Consider the following 18,877-nt stretch of genomic DNA (forward strand, 5'->3'; position numbering starts at 1 on the left):
CGTACCGAGCGGTACGGGCCCCTTCCGGAAACAGGGATGCGGACGTCAGCCGTACATGCGGCGCATCGCGAAGTCGACCATCTGCTCCACGGCCTTGGCGTCGAAGACCATGCGGTGCTCGCCCTCCATGTCGAGGACGAAGCCGTAGCCGGTCGGCAGCAGGTCGATCACCTCGGCCCCGGTGATCACGAAGTACTTGGACTCCTTGCCCGCGTACCGCCGCAGCTCCTTGAGCGTGGTGAACATCGGGATCACCGGCTGCTGGGTGTTGTGCAGCGCGAGGAATCCGGGGTTGTCGCCGCGCGGGCAGTAGACCTTCGACGTCGCGAAGATCTGCTGGAAGTCCTCGGCGGACAGCGAGCCGGTGGTGAAGGCCCGTACCGCATCACCCAGGGAGGGCGGCGAGGGCTCGGGATACAGCGGCTGCTCGCCGTAGCCGCCACCCATCTGCTGCTGTGCGCCCGGGTTCTGGTCGTAGCCGTACATACCGCAAAGAGTAATCGGACACATCAGGCCCTTGGGGGGTTGCGTCTTATTACTGACGGGTAGCATCATCGGAGAGGTCAGCTGATATACGCACCGCCAGCTCGTCGCCCGCCCGGCCCACACCCCTTCCCGGGTCGCTGCACGCCACTGCTATTGATTACGGAGCCTTCCCATGGGGCACTACAAGTCGAATCTCCGCGACATCGAGTTCAACCTCTTCGAGGTGCTCGGGCGCGACAAGACGTACGGCACCGGACCGTTCGCCGAGATGGACGTCGAGACGGCGAAGAGCATCCTCGACGAGGTCGCCCGCCTCGCGGAGAACGAGCTGGCCGAGTCCTTCGCCGACGCCGACCGCAACCCGCCGGTCTTCGACCCTGAGACCAACACGGCTCCGGTCCCGGCGACCTTCAAGAAGTCGTACCAGGCGTTCATGGACTCCGAGTACTGGCGTCTGGGCCTGCCCGAGGAGATCGGCGGCACGACCTCCCCGCGCTCCCTGATCTGGGGCTATGCGGAGCTGCTGCTCGGCGCGAACCCGGCCGTCTGGATGTACTCCTCGGGCCCGGCGTTCGCCGGCATCCTCTTCGACGAGGGCAACGAGGCGCAGAAGAAGATCGCCGAGATCGCCGTCGAGAAGCAGTGGGGCTCGACGATGGTGCTGACCGAGCCGGACGCCGGTTCGGACGTCGGCGCGGGCCGCACGAAGGCCGTCGAGCAGGAGGACGGCTCCTGGCACATCGAGGGTGTGAAGCGCTTCATCACCTCGGGCGAGCACGACATGTCCGAGAACATCATCCACTACGTGCTGGCCCGCCCCGAGGGCGCGGGCCCCGGCACGAAGGGCCTCTCGCTCTTCATGGTCCCGAAGTTCCACTTCGACTGGACGACCGGCGAGCTGGCCGAGCGCAACGGCGTGTACGCGACGAACGTCGAGCACAAGATGGGCCTCAAGGCGTCCAACACCTGCGAGATGACGTTCGGCGACCAGCACCCCGCCAAGGGCTGGCTGATCGGCGACAAGCACGACGGCATCCGCCAGATGTTCCGCATCATCGAGTTCGCCCGCATGATGGTCGGCACGAAGGCCATCGCGACGCTGTCGACCGGCTACCTGAACGCGCTGGAGTACGCCAAGGAGCGCGTCCAGGGCACGGACCTGTCGCAGTTCATGGACAAGACCGCCCCCAAGGTCACCATCACGCACCACCCCGACGTGCGCCGCTCGCTCATGACGCAGAAGGCGTACGCGGAAGGCATGCGCTCCCTCGTGCTGTACACCGCCACCGTCCAGGACGCGATCCAGGAGAAGGAGGCCGCGGGCGAGGACGCCAAGGCGCTGCACGGCCTCAACGACCTGCTGCTCCCGATCGTGAAGGGCTACGGCTCCGAGAAGTCGTACGAGCAGCTGGCGCAGTCGCTCCAGACCTTCGGCGGCTCCGGGTACCTCCAGGAGTACCCGATCGAGCAGTACATCCGTGACGCCAAGATCGACACGCTGTACGAGGGTACGACGGCGATCCAGGGCCAGGACTTCTTCTTCCGGAAGATCGTCCGCGACCAGGGCGCCTCGCTGAACATCCTCTCCGAGGAGATCAAGAAGTTCCTCGCCGGCGCCCAGGGCAACGAGGAGCTGTCCGGTGCGCTGGACTCGCTCGCCAAGGCGGCCGTGGACCTGGAGGCGATCGTCGGCACGATGATCAACGACCTCACCGCGACCGGCGAGGACGTCAAGAACATCTACAAGGTGGGCCTCAACACCACCCGCCTGCTGATGGCCTCCGGCGATGTCGTCGTGGGCTATCTGCTGCTCAAGGGCGCGGCCGTCGCGGCCGAGAAGCTGCGGGACGCCGCCGCGAAGGATGTCGCCTTCTACCAGGGCAAGATCGCCGCGGCGAAGTTCTTCGCCGCGAACATCCTCCCGGGCGTCGGCGCCGAGCGCGCACTCGCCGAGTCCGTCGACAACTCGCTGATGGAGCTGGACGAGGCGGCGTTCTAGGCCCTCTCCACCCAAGATCGTCAACCAGCACCGCCACCCGAACACGCTTTCGGGTGGCGGTGCTGTCGTATCAGCTGGGTACGCTGGCGGCAGGGCCAGAATCCCGTCCATGGGAGGAACAATGACCGCCGAGGCACTGCCCGAGGCGTCGCAGCTGCGGCGCGAGACATCCAAGTGGCCGGTCCCACCTGAGGACGGCTACACCGTGGACGACTTCTTCACGCTTGACGACCTCCCGCCGCACACAGAGCTGATCGACGGGAGCCTGGTTTTCGTGAGTCCGCAGCGAGACTTCCACACGCTGGTGATGGACCTGCTGGTCAATGGCCTGCGCCAACACGTCCCTGAGCATCTGCGGGTGCGTCGGGAGATGGCCGTGGTGCTGGGCAGGCGGAACGCACCGGAACCGGACGTGGTCGTCGTGAAAGCCGAAGCGATCACCGGCCGACGGCAGACACGCCACGAAGCGGCGGACGTCCTGCTCGCCGTCGAGGTCGTCTCTCCCGAATCCGAGGACCGCGACCGCGACCGCGACCGCGACACCAAACCGCACAAATACGCGGCGGCTGGGATCGAGCACTTCTGGCTCGTCGAGATGACCGGCGAGGAAGACCGCCCCATGGTCATCACCTACGAGCTGGACCCGGTCAACAAGACCTACGTCTCCACCGGCGTCCACCACGACCGGCTGAAGCTCTCCTCCCCGTACGACATCGACATCGACCTGACCGCCATCGACGAGCTGTAGGCCCGGCGCCCGGGACGGCGAGGGGGCCGCGGGGCGAGGGGGAAATGTTCCACTCCAGCCTCGTTACAGTGAAGAACATGAGTTCCTCCCTCCGCTTCGACCGCGGTCACACCGACGACCTGATGGCCTTCCTCATGGCCTCGCCCTCCCCGTACCACGCCGTGGCCAGCTCGGCCGAGCGGCTGGAGAAGGCCGGATTCCGACAGGTCGAGGAGACTGCGGCCTGGGACGGCACCACCGGGGGGAAGTACGTCCTGCGCGGTGGCTCGATCATCGCCTGGTACGTGCCGGAGGGCGCCGCGGCGCACACCCCGTACCGGATCGTCGGGGCGCACACCGACTCGCCGAACCTGCGGGTCAAGCCGCTGCCCGACACCGGGGCGTACGGCTGGCGGCAGATCTCCGTGGAGATCTACGGCGGGACGCTCCTCAACACCTGGCTCGACCGGGACCTCGGTCTCGCCGGCCGGATCTCGCTGCGCGACGGCACGCACCGGCTGGTGAACATCGACCGGCCGCTCCTGCGCGTACCGCAGCTGGCCGTGCACCTGGACCGGTCGGCCAACACCGACGGCCTGAAGCTCGACCGGCAGAAGCACATGCAGCCGATCTGGGGGCTCGGGGACGTCGAGGAGGGCGATCTGATCCGTTTCGTCGCCGAGGAGGCCGGTGTCGACGCCGAGGACGTGACCGGCTGGGACCTGATGCCGCACGCCGTCGAGCCGCCCGCCTACCTGGGCCGGGACCGCGAGCTGCTGGCCGGGCCCCGGATGGACAACCTGCTCTCCGTCCACGCGGCGGTCGCCGCGCTCGCCGCCGTCTCCGGACAGCCGGACGCCGAGCTCCCGTACATCCCGGTCATGGCCGCCTTCGACCACGAGGAGAACGGCTCGCAGTCCGACACCGGCGCCGACGGGCCCCTGCTCGGCACGGTCCTGGAGCGTTCCGTGTTCGCCCGCGGCGGTACGTACGAGGACCGCGCCCGGGCCTTCGCCGGGACCATCTGTCTCTCCTCCGACACCGGTCACGCGGTCCACCCCAACTACGCCGAGCGCCACGACCCGACCCATCACCCGGTCGTCAACGGCGGCCCGATCCTCAAGGTCAACGTCAACATGCGGTACGCGACCGACGGCAGCGGCCGGGCCGTGTTCGCGGCGGCGTGCGAGAAGGCGGGCGTGCCGTGGCAGGTGTTCGTCTCCAACAACTCGATGCCGTGCGGCACCACGATCGGACCGATCACCGCCGCCCGGCACGGCATTCAGACCGTGGACATCGGCGCCGCGATCCTCTCGATGCACAGCGCCCGTGAACTGTGCGGCGCGGACGACCCGTATCTGCTGGCCAACGCGGTGGCGGCGTTCCTGACGGGCTGAGCGTTCCGGGCGCGGGCCGCCGCCCCGGCCGGGGCGGCGGAAGACGGTTACCGGACGCCCGAGCCGCGCCGGGCGGTCAGGCCTGCTCGTCCATTCCTGCCAGCACCAGCGGCAGCCGGGACGTTCCTTGCGCGGTCACGCGGACGGGGACGCCCCAGTCCTGCTGGTGGACATGGCAGGCCGGGTACTCGTTCTCCGGGTCGTCGTCGCAGGACGCCGCCATCGCGGAGACATGCAGGACACCCTCGGTGACGCCGTCCGCCAGGACCAGGTCACGGAACAGATCGGTCCCGGGACCGGAGCCCTCCGCCAGCAGCTCGGGCGGGGTCGACGAGACCAGCAGCCGGGTCGAGGGACCGTACCGGGTGTCCAGCTTCTGCCCGGCGGGGGCCTGGAAGACCACATCGAGCCGGAGCGTGCCCGGGGCGATCTCGGTGGCCGTGCGCTGCGTGCGATGCGCCTGGTCGGCGACGCGTACGGCCTCCTCCGGGAGGCGCAGCCGGGTCAGCCGGTGGTGGGCGGACTCGACGACGAAGAGATCGCCGTCGACCAGCACGGCGTCGCTGGGCTCGCGCAGATCCGTGGCCAGGGTGGTGACCTCACCGCTCGCGGGGTCGTAGCGCCGCAGCGCGTGGTTGTACGTGTCGCACACGGCGACGGACCCGTCGGGCAGCGCGGTCACCCCCAGCGGGTGCTGGAACAGCGCCTGGTCCGCGGCACCGTCGCGGTGTCCGAAATCGAAGAGGCCGGTGCCGACGGCCGTACGGACGGCGAAGCCTGAGCCGTCCCGCTCGACGTACCGCAGGGCGGACGTCTCCGAGTCGGCGATCCAGAGCCGCTCCCCGTCGGCCGATGTGGCGAGCCCCGACGGCTGGGCGAACCAGGCCTCGTCGGCCGGCCCGTCGACCAGGCCCTCGTTGGTCGTGCCCGCGGCGACCTGCACGGTCTGCGTCGCGGGGTCGTACGTCCACAGCTGGTGCACGCCAGCCATGGCGATCCACAGCCGGTCCGCGAACCAGGCGACGTCCCAGGGGGAGGAGAGGTCGACCTCCCGGGCCGGTCCGGCCGTCGGCGAGCCCTGCCACCACTGTCGGCCGGTACCGGCGAGGGTCTTCGTGATCCCGGAGGCGAGGTCGAGGGCGCGGATGGCGTGGTTGACGGTGTCGGCGACCGCGATCCGACCGTCGGGCAGCACGGCGAGCCCCTGCGGCTCGGAGAACCTGGCCTGGTCGGGTCCGCCGTCGGTGAGCCCCCTGTCCCCCGTACCGAAGTGACGACGCACCGTTTCGCCGTCGCTTTCGAGCGCGACCAGGCGGTGGCGGGTGGTGTCGGAGACGAGGAGTCCGCCGTCGGGCAGGAGCAGGGCCTTGCCGGGGAACCGCAGATGCGTGGCGACCGGCTCGGGCGCGACGTACGGGCCGTCGCCGCGGCGCAGCGTGCCCTTCTCGCCGTGCTCGGCCTCCAGCTCCTCGACCAGCTTCTCGATGGCGTGCGCATGGCCCTCGCCCGCGTGCTGGGCGACGACATAGCCCTCGGGGTCGATGACGACGAGCGTGGGCCAGGCCCGTACGGCGTACTGCTTCCAGGTCGCCAGTTCCGGGTCGTCGAGGACCGGGTGGTGGACCTCGTACCGCTCGACGGCGTCGACGACGGCCTGGTGCTCGGCCTCGTGGACGAACTTCGGCGAGTGCACACCGATGATCACGACGGTGTCGCGGTGCTTCTCCTCCAGCTCGCGCAGCTCATCGAGGACATGCAGACAGTTCACACAGCAGAAGGTCCAGAAATCCACAACAACGCACTTACCTCGCAGGTCGGCGAGGGTGAGCTCTTTGCCGCCGGTGTTCAGCCAGCCACCCTTGCCGATCAGCTCGGGGGCACGGACACGGGCACGCTTGCGGGGTGCGGGCGCAGGGGTGGGCGCCGAAGCAGCATCGTTCATTCTTCAAGCTTGCCATCCTGCTATGAACGTCGGATCACACGCGTACGGCGGGGGGAGCGACGAATGGCTGCGGACGGGAACGAGACGACTGCCAGTGAGAAGGCGCGGACGGAACAGAGCTTCATGGCGCTGCCGGACCGCACCGAGGACAAGCGGGAGCCATTCGCCACGCGTCTGGAGGAGGTCGTCCGGATCCTCGGGCTCGCCGTCGCTCCCGAGTCTCAGCCGGGTGGACCTCTGACCTGGGAGCACCGCGCTCGGGCGGCGCTGCGTGAGGCTTGCCGCCAAGGTATGGACCTGTCCGAGGCAGCGTTCGACGCACTCGTCAAGGCGGCCGTCCACGACCCCAACCCGAGTTTCAACCGTGGCTTCATCGAGCCGGCTCTGAACGCGTTCGGACACAGCCGCGTCCAATCCGCGCTGCTCGGGTACCTGCGGACCGGCACGGACCTTGAGCGAGCGGGCGCCGCGCGGGCCTGGTACTGGTCAGCCCTACCCCTACGGATGCCCCTCGTACGGGCCAAGAACCCCGGATTTACCGGTCAGGCTGAGCCCGATGACGGCTCGGCCGTGGTGGCCGAGTGGAATGAAGCTGCTCTACGTGAGTTCGTGAGCAACGAGCACCCGGACGTCCGGCGCTGCATCCTGCCGGGCCTGCCGCTCCGGAAGTCGGCCTATTCTCCGGAGCTGCACGACCTGGTGGACGCGGCCGTGGCGATAGCCCGGTCCCATCCGGACGAGTACATCCGCCACCGCGTGGAACACCAGGTCGGTGACTGACACCCTCACTGGGCACGCTCGACCACGGCGACTTCCGAGAACTCCCGCACGAAGGTCATGTGACCGGTACGGCCCGTGTGCTCGATACACATATCCGTGCACACGTCCGCGCTCCCGGTCGGCGCGGCTGTCCACTGGCAATCCGGGTTCAGGCACCGCGCCGTGGCCGTCGTCCCCGCCGAGGGGTGGCGGTGCATGACGTAGCTGACGTACCGGAGCACGGCTCTCACGGTCATGTGGCTCCCTCGGGGTGCGGGTGGTTCCGAAGCTCCACGTTGCAATCGCTGACCCTGGAGTGGTCGCCCAGGAGGCGGGCTTCCCGGCGCTGTGTAGCCAGGGCGGCGCAGACCCCGCAGCCAGCCACCGACGGGCTCGGGGTCCGTTGGCAACGGCAGCTCTACCGGGGGTTGCGCATACGTGACCGCCTTCACGGCCCCGCTCCTTGTGTCGTCCGTGTAGCGACCACGCTAGGAACGCCGGAGCAGCAACTTCCAGGAGATTGCGCGAGGTTGCACGGTTTTCACCTGAGTGTCTGCATGGCGCTCGTGATCAGCGCGCGGGCCTTCACTCCGTACACGGCCATGTCAGCGAGTTCGGTGAACGTGTCCGCGTACGCGGCAACCTCGGTCGGCTGGGTCAGCGTGAGGTAGCCGGAGACCAGCTCGACATTGACCTGTCCGGTGTCGAAGATCCAGAACCCTTCCACCGGCATCCGGCAGCGTTCGGTTCGTGTGGGGACCACGCCCAGGCTGACGCTGGGCAGTGAGCCGACCGTGAGGAGGTGGCGGAGCTGTTCCTCCTGCGCGTCCGCCCCGCCGAGCCCGTTCCGCAAGACCGATTCCTCAATCAGGAACGCGAACCGCCGGTCACCCTCGTAGAGGACGCGTTGACGCTCCATGCGGACGGCGACCGCGTCGGCCACGTCGTCCACCTCCACGCGCCTCCGCTAGACGGCCCGCATTCCGGAGGGGGACGAAATGGTCGGCGAAGGGGCCCGATGCCGGTGTCGGACCGCGTTTCACGTGAAACGCGAGGGCTGTCCCGCCGGGTCCACCCGCTGGTCAGCGCGGCGGCGCGAGTCCCAGACGGCGGTCCTTGAGGGCCGGGAACTGCTCGCGTGTGGCGGCGACCTTCGACGGGTCGAACTCCACGCTCAGCACCTCCTCGTCCGCGCCCGCCTCCGCCAGCACCTCGCCCCAGGGATCGACGACGATGCTGTGTCCGGCCTGCTGGATCCCGGCGTGGGTGCCCGCGGTGCCGACAGCCAGGACGTACGACTGGTTCTCGACGGCGCGGGCCCGGGCCAGCAGCGTCCAGTGGGCACGCCGGCGCTCGGGCCAGCCCGCGGCGACGATCAGCGTCTCGGCGCCCGCATCGACCAGGCCGCGGAACATTTCCGGGAAGCGCAGGTCGTAGCAGGTGGCAAGGCCCAGGGTGGTCTGCGGCAGAGCGACCGTGACCAGGTCCTCGCCCGCTCCCATCATGACCGCCTCGCCCTTGTCGAAGCCGAAGCGGTGGACCTTGCGGTATGCGGCGGCCCGCTCGCCCTCGGGGGTGAAGACGAGTGCGGTGTTGTAGAGGGTGCCGTCGTCGGCGCGCTCGACGAAGGAGCCCGCGTGCAGCCAGACCCCGGCGTCGGCGGCGGCCTTCGCCATGATCTCGTGGGTGGGCCCTTGAAGCGGCTCGGCCTCGTCCTCGAAGTCGGTGTACGCGAAGGCGCCGACCGGCCAGAGTTCGGGAAGGACCACCAGATCCGCACCGTGCTGGGCCGCGATCAGCGAAGCCGCGCGCCGCCTGCGGGAATTGACGGATTCGTCCGGGTCTACTGCGATCTGGATGAGGGAGGCGTGCACACTACCACCGTCCTGGCATTCGAGCCGTCAACACAGGCCTACGATCGTCACACGAAAGCACTGCCGGGGTGCCTGCTCGCAGCGTAACTTAGCGACCGAACCTCCCACGCAGCCCGCCGCCCGCGCCCAGCATCCAGCCCATGCACCGCAGAACCGCACGAGGGGTCCCGTGACCGTCCATCCCAGCCTCCAGACCTACGCCGATGCCTGGACCCACTCCGTCGAGTCGATAGCCGAGCTGGTGAAGCCGCTCGCCGAGGGAGAGTGGAACCGCCGCACACCGTGCCCCGCCTGGTCGGTGCGTGACGTCGTCTCGCACGTCATCGGCATGGAGTGCGAGCAGCTCGGCGATCCGCGTCCGATCCACACGCTGCCGCGCGATCTCTACCATGTGCAGAGCGACATCGCCCGCTACATGGAGATGCAGGTCGATGTGCGGCGCCACCACACAGCGCCGGAGATGACCTCCGAGCTGGAGTACACGATCATTCGCCGCGCACGTCAGCTCCGCAATGAGTCACGTGCCCCCCAGACCATGGTCCGGGCGCCGCTCGGCGCCGAGCAGACCCTCGAACTGGCACTGCGGATGCGGGCCTTCGACGTCTGGGTGCACGAGCAGGATCTGCGGACGACGCTGGGACAGCCCGGCAATCTGGACTCCCCCGGCGCCACCATCACCCGGGACGCGCTGCTCGCCGCGCTGCCGGATGTGGTCGCCAAGGACGCGGGCGCGCCGGCCAATTCGGCGGTCGTGCTCGATGTGCACGGACCGATGGAGTTCCTGCGCACGGTCAGGGTCGATGCGGAGGGCCGCGGTTCGGTGGACGGTTCACCCTCGCTCGGGCCCGCCGTGACGCTGGCGATGGACTGGGAGACGTACTTCCGCCTCGCCTGCGGGCGGGTGCGGGCGGGCTCGGTCGCGGACCGGATCAAGGTCGAGGGCGACGAGGATCTGGCGGACGCGATCCTGCAGAACTTCGCCGTGACGTCGTGAAACCCTGAGCCAAGAGGCCTCGAAGCCATGAGGCCTCGAAGCCGTGTGGCCTTGAAGCCGTGACGTCCCGGCGCCGTGCCACCGCGGTCGGCGGCGCCCGTCGTACATGGACGGGCGCGCCGCCGATCCGGCACGGCGGGCCGCGGACGCGACAGGTGCGTCACGCGGGCAGGCGCGTCACGCCGGTACGTGCACGGCCTCCACACGGCTGATCACATGGTGGTCCCGCTCGCGGTGCGTGGCCCGGGAGTGCAGCCGCAGAATCTGTACGACGCCGAGCGCCTCCAGCACGAAGACCGAGGCGAACGCGATCCGGTAGTCGTCCCCGGTCGCATCCAGCAGCACTCCCACGGCGAACAGCGTGGTCATCGAGGCGACGAAGCCGCCCATGTTGACGATGCCCGACGCGGTGCCCTGGCGCTCCGGCGGGTTGGCGGGCCGTGCGAAGTCGAAGCCGATCATCGAGGCTGGGCCGCACGCGCCGAGCACCACGCACAGGACGATCAGCAGCCACATCGGCGCATGGTCGCCCGGGTAGAAGATGGTCGACGCCCAGAACAGGGCCGTCACCGAGACCGTCCCGAGGGCCAGCGGGGCGCGGGCCGCGTGGTGGCGGGCGATGATCTGCCCGTAGACCAGCCCGAACGCCATGTTGGAGAGCACCACCAGGGTGAGCAGGTCACCGGCGGCGGACCGGCTCAGCCCCTGCGCCTCCACCAGGAACGGCAGCCCCCACAGCAGCAGGAACACCATGGCCGGGAACTGCGTGGTGAAGTGCACCCACATCCCGAGCCGGGTGCCGGGTTCCCGCCAGGAGGCGGCGATCTGCTTGCGTACGTAGGCGGCGCCCGCGTGCTCGACGGGCGGCGGCTCGTGGCCCTCGGGGTGGTCCTTCAGGAAGAGGAGCAGCAGCACCAGCACCACGACCCCGGCGGCCGAGCTGCCCACGAACGTGGTGGTCCAGCCGAATCCGTGCAGGGCCCGCGCGACGAAGAGCGTCGAGACGAGGTTGCCCGCCATCCCGAAGAGCGCGGCGACCTGCCCGATCAGCGGACCGCGCCGAGCCGGGAACCAGCGGGCGCCGAGCCGCAGCACGCTGATGAACGTCATCGCGTCGCCGCAGCCGAGCAGCGCCCTGGACGCCAGCGCCATGCCGTACGAGGGGGAGAGCGCGAAGCCGAGCTGCCCCAGGGTGAACAGGACGACCCCGAAGGTGAGGACCCTCTTGGTGCCGAGCCGGTCGACCATCAGGCCGACGGGTATCTGCATGCCCGCGTAGACGAGCAGCTGGAGGATCGAGAACGTGGAGAGCGCGGAGGCGTTGACGTGGAACCGGTCGGCTGCGTCGAGTCCGGCGACGCCCAGGCTGGTGCGGAAGATGATGGCGACGAAGTAGACGGCGACACCGATGCCCCAGACCCACACGGCACGCCGGCCGCCGGGTGGATCGCCGGGCAGGGACAGGGTGGGAGCGGCGGCAGAACTCACCGGTCCTCACCCCTGACCAGCACCTTGACCCGGCTGACATGGCGACGGACGACCTGCGCGGCGCCGTCCGCGTCACCGGACCTGATCGCCTCCAGCAGCTCGCCGTGCTCGGTGATGTTGGCGGCGATCCTGTCCGGGTGCGCCTCCATCACGGCGACCCCCATCCGCAGCTGCCGGTCGCGCAGTTGGTCGTAGAGGCGCGAGAGAATGTCGTTGCCCGCGTTGCGCACGATCTCGGCATGGAAGCAGCGGTCCTTCACGGACACGGCGGCCAGATCCCCGGCCTCCGACATCTGCCTCTGCTCCTCCAGGAGTTCCTCCAGCCGGCCGATCAGCCTCGCGGGCGCCGGAACGGCCTTGCGCACCGCGAACTCCTCGACCAGCAGCCGGGTCTCCACCACATCCGCGATCTCCTGCGCGGAGACGGCGAGAACGAGGGCGCCCTTCTTCGGGTACAGCTTGATCAGCCCCTCGACCTCCAGCCGGAGCAGCGCTTCGCGCACGGGCGTACGGGAGACTCCGACGGCCTCCGCGAGATCGCCCTCGGTGAGGAGCGTGCCGCCCTCGTATCGGCGGTCCAGGACCGCCTCCTTGATGTGCGTGTAGACGCGCTCGGCGGCGGGGGGCTGCTTGACGGGGGGATTCACGACCGGGGGCGCTGCAGGCATGTACACAGCATAGATACAACATGCGTACATGACGAAACCGGTCCGCGATCCGGACGGGTTCACCCGATGGCCCGAATCAACCTCAGCCCCGAAATTGCCCCAGGAATCAGCACATCCTTCCCCCGGTCCCGTGAGTCTCACCACCGAGCGGCACCCTCATGTGGCCGCATTCCAGGGGTATTTGGAGCGTTCAAGTTGAAAATCGGCATTAAGGGTATTAAGGGCATAAACCGCGTTTCTGCCGCTGCCACCGTGGCCCTCACCGCGGGTGCCGTCATCGCGGGCAGCGCGTTCGCCTCCACGGCACAGGCCGCGACGCCCACCCCCACGATCACCGCCAAGGGCGGTTACGTGATGAACAACGGGACCGCGAAGACCTTGTTCTCCAAGGCCGCGGACACCCGCCGCTCCACCGGCTCCACCACCAAGATCATGACCGCCAAGGTCGTCCTGGCGCAGAAGAACCTCAACCTGGATTCCAAGGTCACGATCCAGAAGGCGTACAGCGACTACATCGTCTCCAAGGGCGCCTCGTCGGCCCGCCTGATCGTGGGCGACAAGGTCACGGTCCGCCAGCTGCTGTACGGCCTGATGCTGCCGTCCGGCTGCGACGCCGCGTACGCGCTGGCCGACAAGTTCGGCTCCGGCACCACCCGCGCGGCCCGCGTGAAGTCGTTCATCGGCAAGATGAACGCCCAGGCCAAGTCCCTCGGGCTGAAGAACACCCACTTCGACTCGTTCGACGGCATAGGGAACGGCTCGAACTACTCGACGCCGCGCGACCTGACGAAGCTCGCCAGCAACGCGATGAAGAGCTCCACCTTCCGCGCGGTCGTCAAGACCAAGTCGACCAAGCAGAAGGTCACCACGAAGTCCGGCGGCTACCGCTACATGTCGTGGTCCAACACCAACGCGATGCTCAGCAGCTACAGCGGCGCGATCGGCGTGAAGACCGGTTCCGGCCCGACGGCCAAGTACTGCCTGGTCTTCGCGGCGACCCGCAACGGCAAGACCGTCATCGGCACCGTGCTCGCCTCCACGAGCGCGACCACCCGCACCGCGGACATGAAGAAGATCATGGACTACAGCTTCAAGAAGTAGTCCGCACACGGCACACGGCGGAGGAACTCACCACGCACTGCGCGTGGTGAGCCCCTCCGCCGTACTGTCCGCGGGCCGTTACGCCCAGGTGATCAGCCGCTTCGGCTGCTCCAGGATCGCGGCGACATCCGCCAGGACCTTGGAGCCGAGCTCGCCGTCGACCAGGCGGTGGTCGAACGACAGGGCCAGCGTGGTGACCTGACGGGGCTTCACCTTGCCCTTGTGGACCCACGGCTGGAGCTTGATCGCCCCGACCGCGAGGATCGCGGACTCGCCCGGGTTCAGGATCGGCGTCCCCGTGTCGACACCGAAGACACCGACGTTGGTGATCGTCACCGTGCCGCCCGCCATGGCTGCGGGGGACGTCCTGCCCTCGCGTGCCGTGGAGACCAGCTCGCCCAGCGCCGCGGCGAGCTCCGGCAGGGTCTTGTCGTGCGCGTCCTTGATGTTCGGCACGATCAGACCGCGCGGGGTGGCGGCGGCGATGCCCAGGTTGACGTAGTGCTTGCGCACGATCTCCTGGTTCGCCTCGTCCCAGGCGGAGTTGACCTCCGGATTCCGCCTGATCGCGACGAGGAGCGCCTTGGCGATGATCAGGAGCGGGTTGACCCGCACCCCCGCCATGTCCTTGTCCTCCTTGAGCTCCGCGACGAGCTTCATCGTGCGCGTGACGTCGAGCGTCACGAACTCGGTGACATGCGGCGCGGTGAAGGCGCTGTCGACCATCGCCTGGGCGATCGCCTTCCGTACGCCCTTGACGGGGATACGGGTCTCCCGCACGCCCGCGACGACGGCGGCCGGCGCCTCGGGGACGGGGGCCGCTGCGACCGCGGCCGCGACGGGGGCCTGCGCCTGTGCCGGTACGGGCGTGGCCGCGGCGTGCACGTCCTCGCGGGTGATGATCCCGCCCTCGCCGGTCGGGACGACCGTCGCCAGGTCGATGCCCAGGTCCTTGGCCAGCTTGCGCACCGGCGGCTTGGCGAGCGGCCTGCTCTCCGGGACCGCGACGCCGTGGCCGTTCATCTCGCCCTGGATCGCGGCCGCCGCGGCGGGTGCCGCGGCCGCGGCACCCTTGCGGGCGCGCCGCTTCGTGGAGCTCTCGGCGACGCCGTACCCCACCAGGACAGGCTGGCGGCCCTTGGGAGCCGCCTCTTCCGCCGCTTCTGAGGGTTCCGGTTCCGCAACCGGCGCGGGAGCCGTGGCCGTGGCCGCGTCACCGCTGCCCGGTGCCACGTCCACCGCGATGATCACCTGGCCGACATCGACGGTCGTGCCCTCGGGAAAGCGCAGCTCATGCACCACACCGTCGAACGGAATCGGCAGCTCCACAGCCGCCTTCGCCGTCTCGACCTCGCACACGACCTGTCCGTCGCTGACGGTGTCGCCGGGCTGTACGTACCACTTGAGGATCTCGGCCTCGGTCAGTCCCTCGCCCACGTCGGGCATCTTGAACTCACGGAAGCGAGCAGACGTTTCGGTCATCGTCGTCACGAACCTTCTCCTCAGTACGCCAGCGAGCGGTCGACGGCGTCGAGCACACGGTCGAGACCCGGCAGGTACTCGTCCTCCAGCCGGGCCGGCGGGTACGGGGCGTGATAGCCGCCGACCCTCAGCACCGGTGCTTCCAGGTGGTAGAAGCAGCGCTCGGTGATCCGGGCGGCGATCTCGGCCCCGGAGCCGTAGAACACCGGCGCCTCGTGGACCACGACGAGCCGCCCGGTCTTCTCCACCGAGGTCTGGATGGTGTCGAAGTCGATCGGGGACATCGAGCGCAGGTCCAGGACCTCGATCGACTTGCCCTCCTCCTGAGCGGCCGCGGCCGCTTCCAGGCAGACCTTCACCATCGGGCCGTAAGCGACGAGCGTGAGGTCGGAGCCCGTACGCGCCACGGCGGCCCTGTGCAGCGGGCCGGGGATGGAGTCGGTCTCGACCTCGCCCTTGTCCCAGTAGCGGCGCTTCGGCTCGAAGAAGATGATCGGGTCGTCGCTCTGGACGGCCTGCTGCATCATCCAGTAGGCGTCGCTCGCGTTCGAGGGCGAGACCACCTTCAGGCCCGCGACATGCGCGAACAGGGCCTCGGGGGACTCGCTGTGGTGCTCGACGGCGCCGATGCCGCCGCCGTACGGAATGCGCACGACGACCGGCAGCTTGATCTTTCCGAGCGCGCGGGCGTGCATCTTCGCGAGCTGCGTGACGATCTGGTCGTACGCGGGAAAGACGAAGCCGTCGAACTGGATCTCCACGATGGGCCGGTAGCCGCGCAGGGCCAGGCCGATCGCGGTGCCCACGATGCCGGACTCGGCGAGCGGGGTGTCGATCACCCGGTCCTCGCCGAAGTCCTTCTGCAGTCCGTCGGTGATCCGGAAGACCCCGCCCAGCTTGCCGACGTCCTCACCCATGATGAGGACCTTGGGGTCGGTGTCGAGTGCCTTGCGCAGCGACTCGTTGAGAGCCTTCGCAATGGACATCTTTTCCATGGCCATGGCTACTTGCCCTCCTCGGCAGAGTCTGCGAACGATGCCTGGTAGGCGGCGAACTGGGCACGCTCCTCGTCGACGAGCGGGTTCCCGTCGGCGTACGCGTGGTCGAAGATCGCCATCCGGTCCGGATCGGGCATCGCCCGTACCGCCTCACGCACCCGCTTGCCGAGGGCCTCGCTCTCGGCCTCCAGCGCGGTGAAGAACGCCTCGTCGGCGGTGCCCTCCTTCTCCAGGTGGGTACGCAGCCGCAGGATCGGGTCCTTGGCCTCCCAGGAGGCCCGCTCCTCGTCCGCCCGGTACTTCGTCGGGTCGTCGGAGGTGGTGTGCGCGCCCATGCGGTAGGTGAACGCCTCGACGAGGGTGGGGCCCTCACCCCGGCGGGCCCGCTCCAGCGCCGACCTGGTGACAGCGAGACACGCGAGCACGTCGTTGCCGTCGACCCGGACGCCGGGGAAGCCGAAGCCCTGCGCGCGCTGGTAGAGCGGGACGCGGGTCTGCTTCTCGGTGGGCTCGGAGATCGCCCACTGGTTGTTCTGGCAGAAGAACACGACCGGGGCGTTGTAGACCGCGGAGAAGGTGAAGGACTCGGCGACGTCTCCCTGGCTGGAGGCACCGTCACCGAAGTACGCGATCACGGCCGAGTCCGCGCCGTCCTTGGCGACGCCCATGGCGTAGCCGGTGGCGTGCAGGGTCTGCGAGCCGATGACGATCGTGTACAGGTGGAAGTTGTTGGTGTTCGGGTCCCAGCCGCCGTGGTTCACACCGCGGAACATCCCGAGCAGATTGGTCGGATCGACGCCCCGGCACCAGGCGACGCCGTGCTCGCGGTAGGTCGGGAAGACGTAGTCGTCGTCGCGCAGGGCCCGGCCGGAGCCGATCTGGGCGGCCTCCTGGCCGAGCAGCGAGGCCCACAGGCCCAGCTCGCCCTGGCGCTGCAGGGCGGTGGCCTCGGCGTCGAAGCGGCGGGTCAGGACCATGTCCCGGTACAGACCGCGCAGCTCCTCGGCGGTCAGGTCGATCTGGTAGTCCGGATGCTCGACCCGCTCGCCCTCGGGCGTCAGCAGTTGTACGAGCTCGGGCTCGGAACTCTGTGGCGTCTCAGCGGGCGTCTTGGCGGTCGTTTTCACGGCGCTGGTCCGCTTGCTGCTGCGTCGCGGTTTGCGCGCGGCAGTGCTCTCCACGGTCACGTGCGTGCTCCTCCGTCGGTCCGGCCCCCGGGGTCTGCCGGGAAGCCAGTGCGGCTCGCCTGTGTCCGTACCCGTGCACGGGGTGGGTGCCGCTCGGTCCGGGAACAGGCGTGACAGGTGCCCCGGCGAGCGCCCTGCCGAAAGCACGTTACCCAGTAGGCCGCATAACTGCGAAACCCTATCTGACCTGCGATTTTGCTTGGATTTCCAAGTAAATCGAGAAAGTCGGGAACTCTCGCTGGTCACAGCACTGGGAACAGCCTTGCAGGCCGCCGGAACAACGGCACGTTATCCCGCCGTTCGGCGGCAGGGAAGAGGCGAGTGTGTGAGACTGCGTTTTGTGCACGAACAAGGAAAAATCACCGTTTTTCTGCTGGACGACCACGAAGTCGTCCGGCGCGGAGTCCATGAATTGCTCTCGGTCGAGGACGACATCGAGGTCGTCGGCGAGGCCGGCACGGCGGCGGACGCGCTGGTCCGCATCCCCGCGACCCACCCCGATGTGGCGGTGCTCGATGTGCGGCTGCCCGACGGGAGCGGGGTGGAGGTCTGCCGGGAGATCCGCTCCCAGGACGAGAACATCAAATGCCTGATGCTGACCTCGTACGCCGATGACGAGGCGCTCTTCGACGCGATCATGGCGGGCGCGTCGGGGTATGCGCTGAAGGCGATCCGCGGCAATGAGCTGCTGGCCGCGGTACGGGACGTGGCGGCCGGGAAGTCGCTGCTGGACCCGGTGGCGACCGCCCGGGTGCTGGAGCGGCTGCGCGACGGCAAGAAGGGCCGGGGCGACGACAAGCTCGGCTCCCTCACCGACCAGGAGCGCAAGATCCTCGATCTGATCGGGGAGGGGCTGACGAACCGGGTGATCGGCGAGCGACTGCACCTCGCCGAGAAGACGATCAAGAATTATGTCTCCAGCCTGCTCGCCAAGCTGGGCATGGAACGGCGCTCGCAGGCCGCTGCGTACGTGGCCAGGCTGCAGGCGGAGAAGCACTGAGCGTGGCGTGACGTGAGCGGCGGGAGGGACGGGGGCGCCGGGCGTCGTGTGGTGAGGCGGCCGCGGCGCGGGCCGTTCGGCCGCGGTTCTCGGTGATCCCAGGGACCGCGGCTTTCGGTGACCCCAGGGACCGCGGCTTTCGGCGCTCTTCGGGACTTTGGTCCCGGACCACCTGGGGCCGCAGCCTCTTTTCCACGGCCTCCCCGGTGGCGGAGAGTGGAACCATGCTCCCTGAGGAACTCCACGCGCTCGAACTGCTCGGCCGCGTCCCGTACGGCCGACTGGCGACGAGCATGCGGGCCCTCCCGATACTGGCCGTGGCCCGCCACATCGTGATCGACGGCCGCGTCGTCCTGCGGATGCACAGCGGCCTCGGCTACCACGAGGCCTGCGACGGCACGGTCGTGGCGTACGGGGCGGACAACTTCAACACCGCGCCCTCGGGGGACGAGGGCGAGCTGTGGTCCGTGCAGTTCACCGGCCCCGCCGAGATCGTGCGCCCGACCGCCGAACAGCGGGAACGCTTCGGCGCCGCGCCCGCCGTGGTCAACGGGGAGCCCTTCACCCCGGCCTACCTCGGGGTCGACCCGCACTTCGCCTCCATTCACACTCTGAGCTTTCACGCAAGTCAACTGATCCGCAACGCAGCGTGATCTAACATCTGGCGAGTGCCGCGCTCATCTGTAATCCTTCCGTCCGCTCCGCCGGCCGGCGAGGTGCTGCGCTCACCCGTGCCCCGTCCGGCCGTGCCCCGTCCGCCCGTCCCCCCGGTGGA

Annotated in this window: 17 protein-coding genes and 1 pseudogene; 8 read left to right on the forward strand and 10 right to left on the reverse strand. The window is 69.0% G+C overall.

The genetic code is table 11. From position 1 onward, the window contains the following. Positions 1–45: 45 nt before the first annotated feature. Positions 46–486, reverse strand: coding sequence for an SseB family protein (locus OG507_RS19265; protein WP_148836880.1), 441 nt, complete (start codon positions 484–486; stop codon positions 46–48). Between the two features lie 172 nt (positions 487–658). Between OG507_RS19265 and OG507_RS19270 the strand changes: the two genes are divergently transcribed. The 3 genes from OG507_RS19270 to OG507_RS19280 all read left to right on the forward strand — a co-directional run bounded on the left by OG507_RS19270 (position 659) and on the right by OG507_RS19280 (position 4,609). After that, on the forward strand, positions 659–2,485 hold the full coding sequence (locus OG507_RS19270; protein ID WP_327368431.1) for an acyl-CoA dehydrogenase: 1,827 nt from the start codon (positions 659–661) through the stop codon (positions 2,483–2,485). 109 nt (positions 2,486–2,594) lie between these two features. Then, on the forward strand, positions 2,595–3,233 hold the full coding sequence (locus OG507_RS19275; protein ID WP_327368432.1) for a Uma2 family endonuclease: 639 nt from the start codon (positions 2,595–2,597) through the stop codon (positions 3,231–3,233). Positions 3,234–3,310: 77 nt separating this feature from the next. Continuing rightward, the gene (locus OG507_RS19280) at positions 3,311–4,609 is read left to right on the forward strand and encodes a M18 family aminopeptidase (RefSeq protein WP_327368433.1); all 1,299 of its coding nucleotides are present in this window, start codon (positions 3,311–3,313) and stop codon (positions 4,607–4,609) included. Positions 4,610–4,685: 76 nt separating this feature from the next. Here OG507_RS19280 and OG507_RS19285 read toward each other — a convergent pair whose 3' ends face one another. Continuing rightward, positions 4,686–6,551 carry an NHL domain-containing thioredoxin family protein gene (locus OG507_RS19285; protein ID WP_327368434.1) on the reverse strand — a complete coding sequence of 622 codons (1,866 nt, stop codon included), beginning with the start codon at positions 6,549–6,551 and terminating at the stop codon, positions 4,686–4,688. Positions 6,552–6,614: 63 nt separating this feature from the next. On the opposite strand from OG507_RS19285, the gene OG507_RS19290 reads away from it, so the two are divergent. Further along, a complete protein-coding gene (locus OG507_RS19290; RefSeq protein ID WP_327368435.1) occupies positions 6,615–7,331 on the forward strand; it encodes a hypothetical protein in 717 nt (238 codons plus the stop codon). Between the two features lie 5 nt (positions 7,332–7,336). Here OG507_RS19290 and OG507_RS19295 read toward each other — a convergent pair whose 3' ends face one another. The 3 genes and pseudogenes from OG507_RS19295 to OG507_RS19305 form a co-directional block, all read right to left on the reverse strand. Further along, a complete protein-coding gene (locus OG507_RS19295; RefSeq protein ID WP_327368436.1) occupies positions 7,337–7,567 on the reverse strand; it encodes a DUF7848 domain-containing protein in 231 nt (76 codons plus the stop codon). A gap of 284 nt (positions 7,568–7,851) precedes the next feature. After that, positions 7,852–8,277: pseudogene (locus tag OG507_RS19300) on the reverse strand (Scr1 family TA system antitoxin-like transcriptional regulator); the annotation flags it as partial. Positions 8,278–8,392: 115 nt separating this feature from the next. Beyond that, complete coding sequence (locus tag OG507_RS19305) at positions 8,393–9,184, reverse strand: carbon-nitrogen family hydrolase (RefSeq protein WP_327368437.1); 792 nt, start codon at positions 9,182–9,184, stop codon at positions 8,393–8,395. 169 nt (positions 9,185–9,353) lie between these two features. On the opposite strand from OG507_RS19305, the gene OG507_RS19310 reads away from it, so the two are divergent. After that, positions 9,354–10,178, forward strand: a complete 825-nt coding sequence (locus tag OG507_RS19310; protein WP_327368438.1) for a maleylpyruvate isomerase family mycothiol-dependent enzyme — start codon at positions 9,354–9,356, stop codon at positions 10,176–10,178. A 177-nt stretch (positions 10,179–10,355) separates the two neighbouring features. Here OG507_RS19310 and OG507_RS19315 read toward each other — a convergent pair whose 3' ends face one another. Further along, positions 10,356–11,666 (reverse strand): MFS transporter, encoded by a 1,311-nt coding sequence (locus tag OG507_RS19315; RefSeq protein ID WP_327368439.1) that lies wholly within the window; start codon positions 11,664–11,666, stop codon positions 10,356–10,358. Beyond that, entirely contained in the window at positions 11,663–12,334 is a 672-nt protein-coding gene (locus OG507_RS19320) for a GntR family transcriptional regulator (protein WP_327368440.1), read from the reverse strand. Before OG507_RS19320 ends, OG507_RS19315 begins: the two co-directional genes overlap by 4 nt. A gap of 252 nt (positions 12,335–12,586) precedes the next feature. Between OG507_RS19320 and OG507_RS19325 the strand changes: the two genes are divergently transcribed. Then, entirely contained in the window at positions 12,587–13,435 is an 849-nt protein-coding gene (locus OG507_RS19325) for a D-alanyl-D-alanine carboxypeptidase family protein (protein ID WP_327368441.1), read from the forward strand. A 78-nt stretch (positions 13,436–13,513) separates the two neighbouring features. Here OG507_RS19325 and OG507_RS19330 read toward each other — a convergent pair whose 3' ends face one another. The 3 genes from OG507_RS19330 to pdhA are packed head-to-tail and all read right to left on the reverse strand — an operon-like array spanning position 13,514 to position 17,102. After that, positions 13,514–14,926, reverse strand: coding sequence for a dihydrolipoamide acetyltransferase family protein (locus OG507_RS19330; RefSeq protein ID WP_327368442.1), 1,413 nt, complete (start codon positions 14,924–14,926; stop codon positions 13,514–13,516). A gap of 11 nt (positions 14,927–14,937) precedes the next feature. Beyond that, on the reverse strand, positions 14,938–15,918 hold the full coding sequence (locus OG507_RS19335) for an alpha-ketoacid dehydrogenase subunit beta (protein WP_327368443.1): 981 nt from the start codon (positions 15,916–15,918) through the stop codon (positions 14,938–14,940). Between the two features lie 2 nt (positions 15,919–15,920). Further along, positions 15,921–17,102: a pyruvate dehydrogenase (acetyl-transferring) E1 component subunit alpha gene (gene pdhA / locus OG507_RS19340; protein ID WP_327368444.1), complete on the reverse strand. Its 1,182-nt coding sequence runs from the start codon at positions 17,100–17,102 to the stop codon at positions 15,921–15,923. A gap of 340 nt (positions 17,103–17,442) precedes the next feature. Here pdhA and OG507_RS19345 point away from each other — a divergent pair, with 340 nt between their 5' ends. Together OG507_RS19345 and OG507_RS19350 are read left to right on the forward strand one after the other, a co-directional pair. Further along, positions 17,443–18,102, forward strand: coding sequence for a response regulator transcription factor (locus tag OG507_RS19345; RefSeq protein WP_327368445.1), 660 nt, complete (start codon positions 17,443–17,445; stop codon positions 18,100–18,102). Positions 18,103–18,326: 224 nt separating this feature from the next. Continuing rightward, positions 18,327–18,755 (forward strand): pyridoxamine 5'-phosphate oxidase family protein, encoded by a 429-nt coding sequence (locus OG507_RS19350; protein ID WP_327368446.1) that lies wholly within the window; start codon positions 18,327–18,329, stop codon positions 18,753–18,755. Positions 18,756–18,877: the final 122 nt, after the last annotated feature.

It is taken from the genome of Streptomyces sp. NBC_01217 (assembly GCF_035994185.1).
Lineage (GTDB): Bacteria > Actinomycetota > Actinomycetes > Streptomycetales > Streptomycetaceae > Streptomyces.

What these genes read in the sequence shown, in the direction of transcription:
- OG507_RS19285 (WP_327368434.1), bottom strand. Translation starts at nt 6,551, where the DNA reads ATGAACGATGCTGCTTCGGCGCCCACCCCTGCGCCCGCACCCCGCAAG.
- OG507_RS19350 (WP_327368446.1), top strand. Translation starts at nt 18,327, where the DNA reads ATGCTCCCTGAGGAACTCCACGCGCTCGAACTGCTCGGCCGCGTCCCG.
- OG507_RS19270 (WP_327368431.1), top strand. Translation starts at nt 659, where the DNA reads ATGGGGCACTACAAGTCGAATCTCCGCGACATCGAGTTCAACCTCTTC.
- OG507_RS19295 (WP_327368436.1), bottom strand. Translation starts at nt 7,567, where the DNA reads ATGACCGTGAGAGCCGTGCTCCGGTACGTCAGCTACGTCATGCACCGC.
- OG507_RS19280 (WP_327368433.1), top strand. Translation starts at nt 3,311, where the DNA reads ATGAGTTCCTCCCTCCGCTTCGACCGCGGTCACACCGACGACCTGATG.
- OG507_RS19335 (WP_327368443.1), bottom strand. Translation starts at nt 15,918, where the DNA reads ATGGCCATGGAAAAGATGTCCATTGCGAAGGCTCTCAACGAGTCGCTG.
- OG507_RS19320 (WP_327368440.1), bottom strand. Translation starts at nt 12,334, where the DNA reads ATGCCTGCAGCGCCCCCGGTCGTGAATCCCCCCGTCAAGCAGCCCCCC.
- OG507_RS19275 (WP_327368432.1), top strand. Translation starts at nt 2,595, where the DNA reads ATGGGAGGAACAATGACCGCCGAGGCACTGCCCGAGGCGTCGCAGCTG.
- OG507_RS19290 (WP_327368435.1), top strand. Translation starts at nt 6,615, where the DNA reads ATGGCTGCGGACGGGAACGAGACGACTGCCAGTGAGAAGGCGCGGACG.
- OG507_RS19265 (WP_148836880.1), bottom strand. Translation starts at nt 486, where the DNA reads ATGTACGGCTACGACCAGAACCCGGGCGCACAGCAGCAGATGGGTGGC.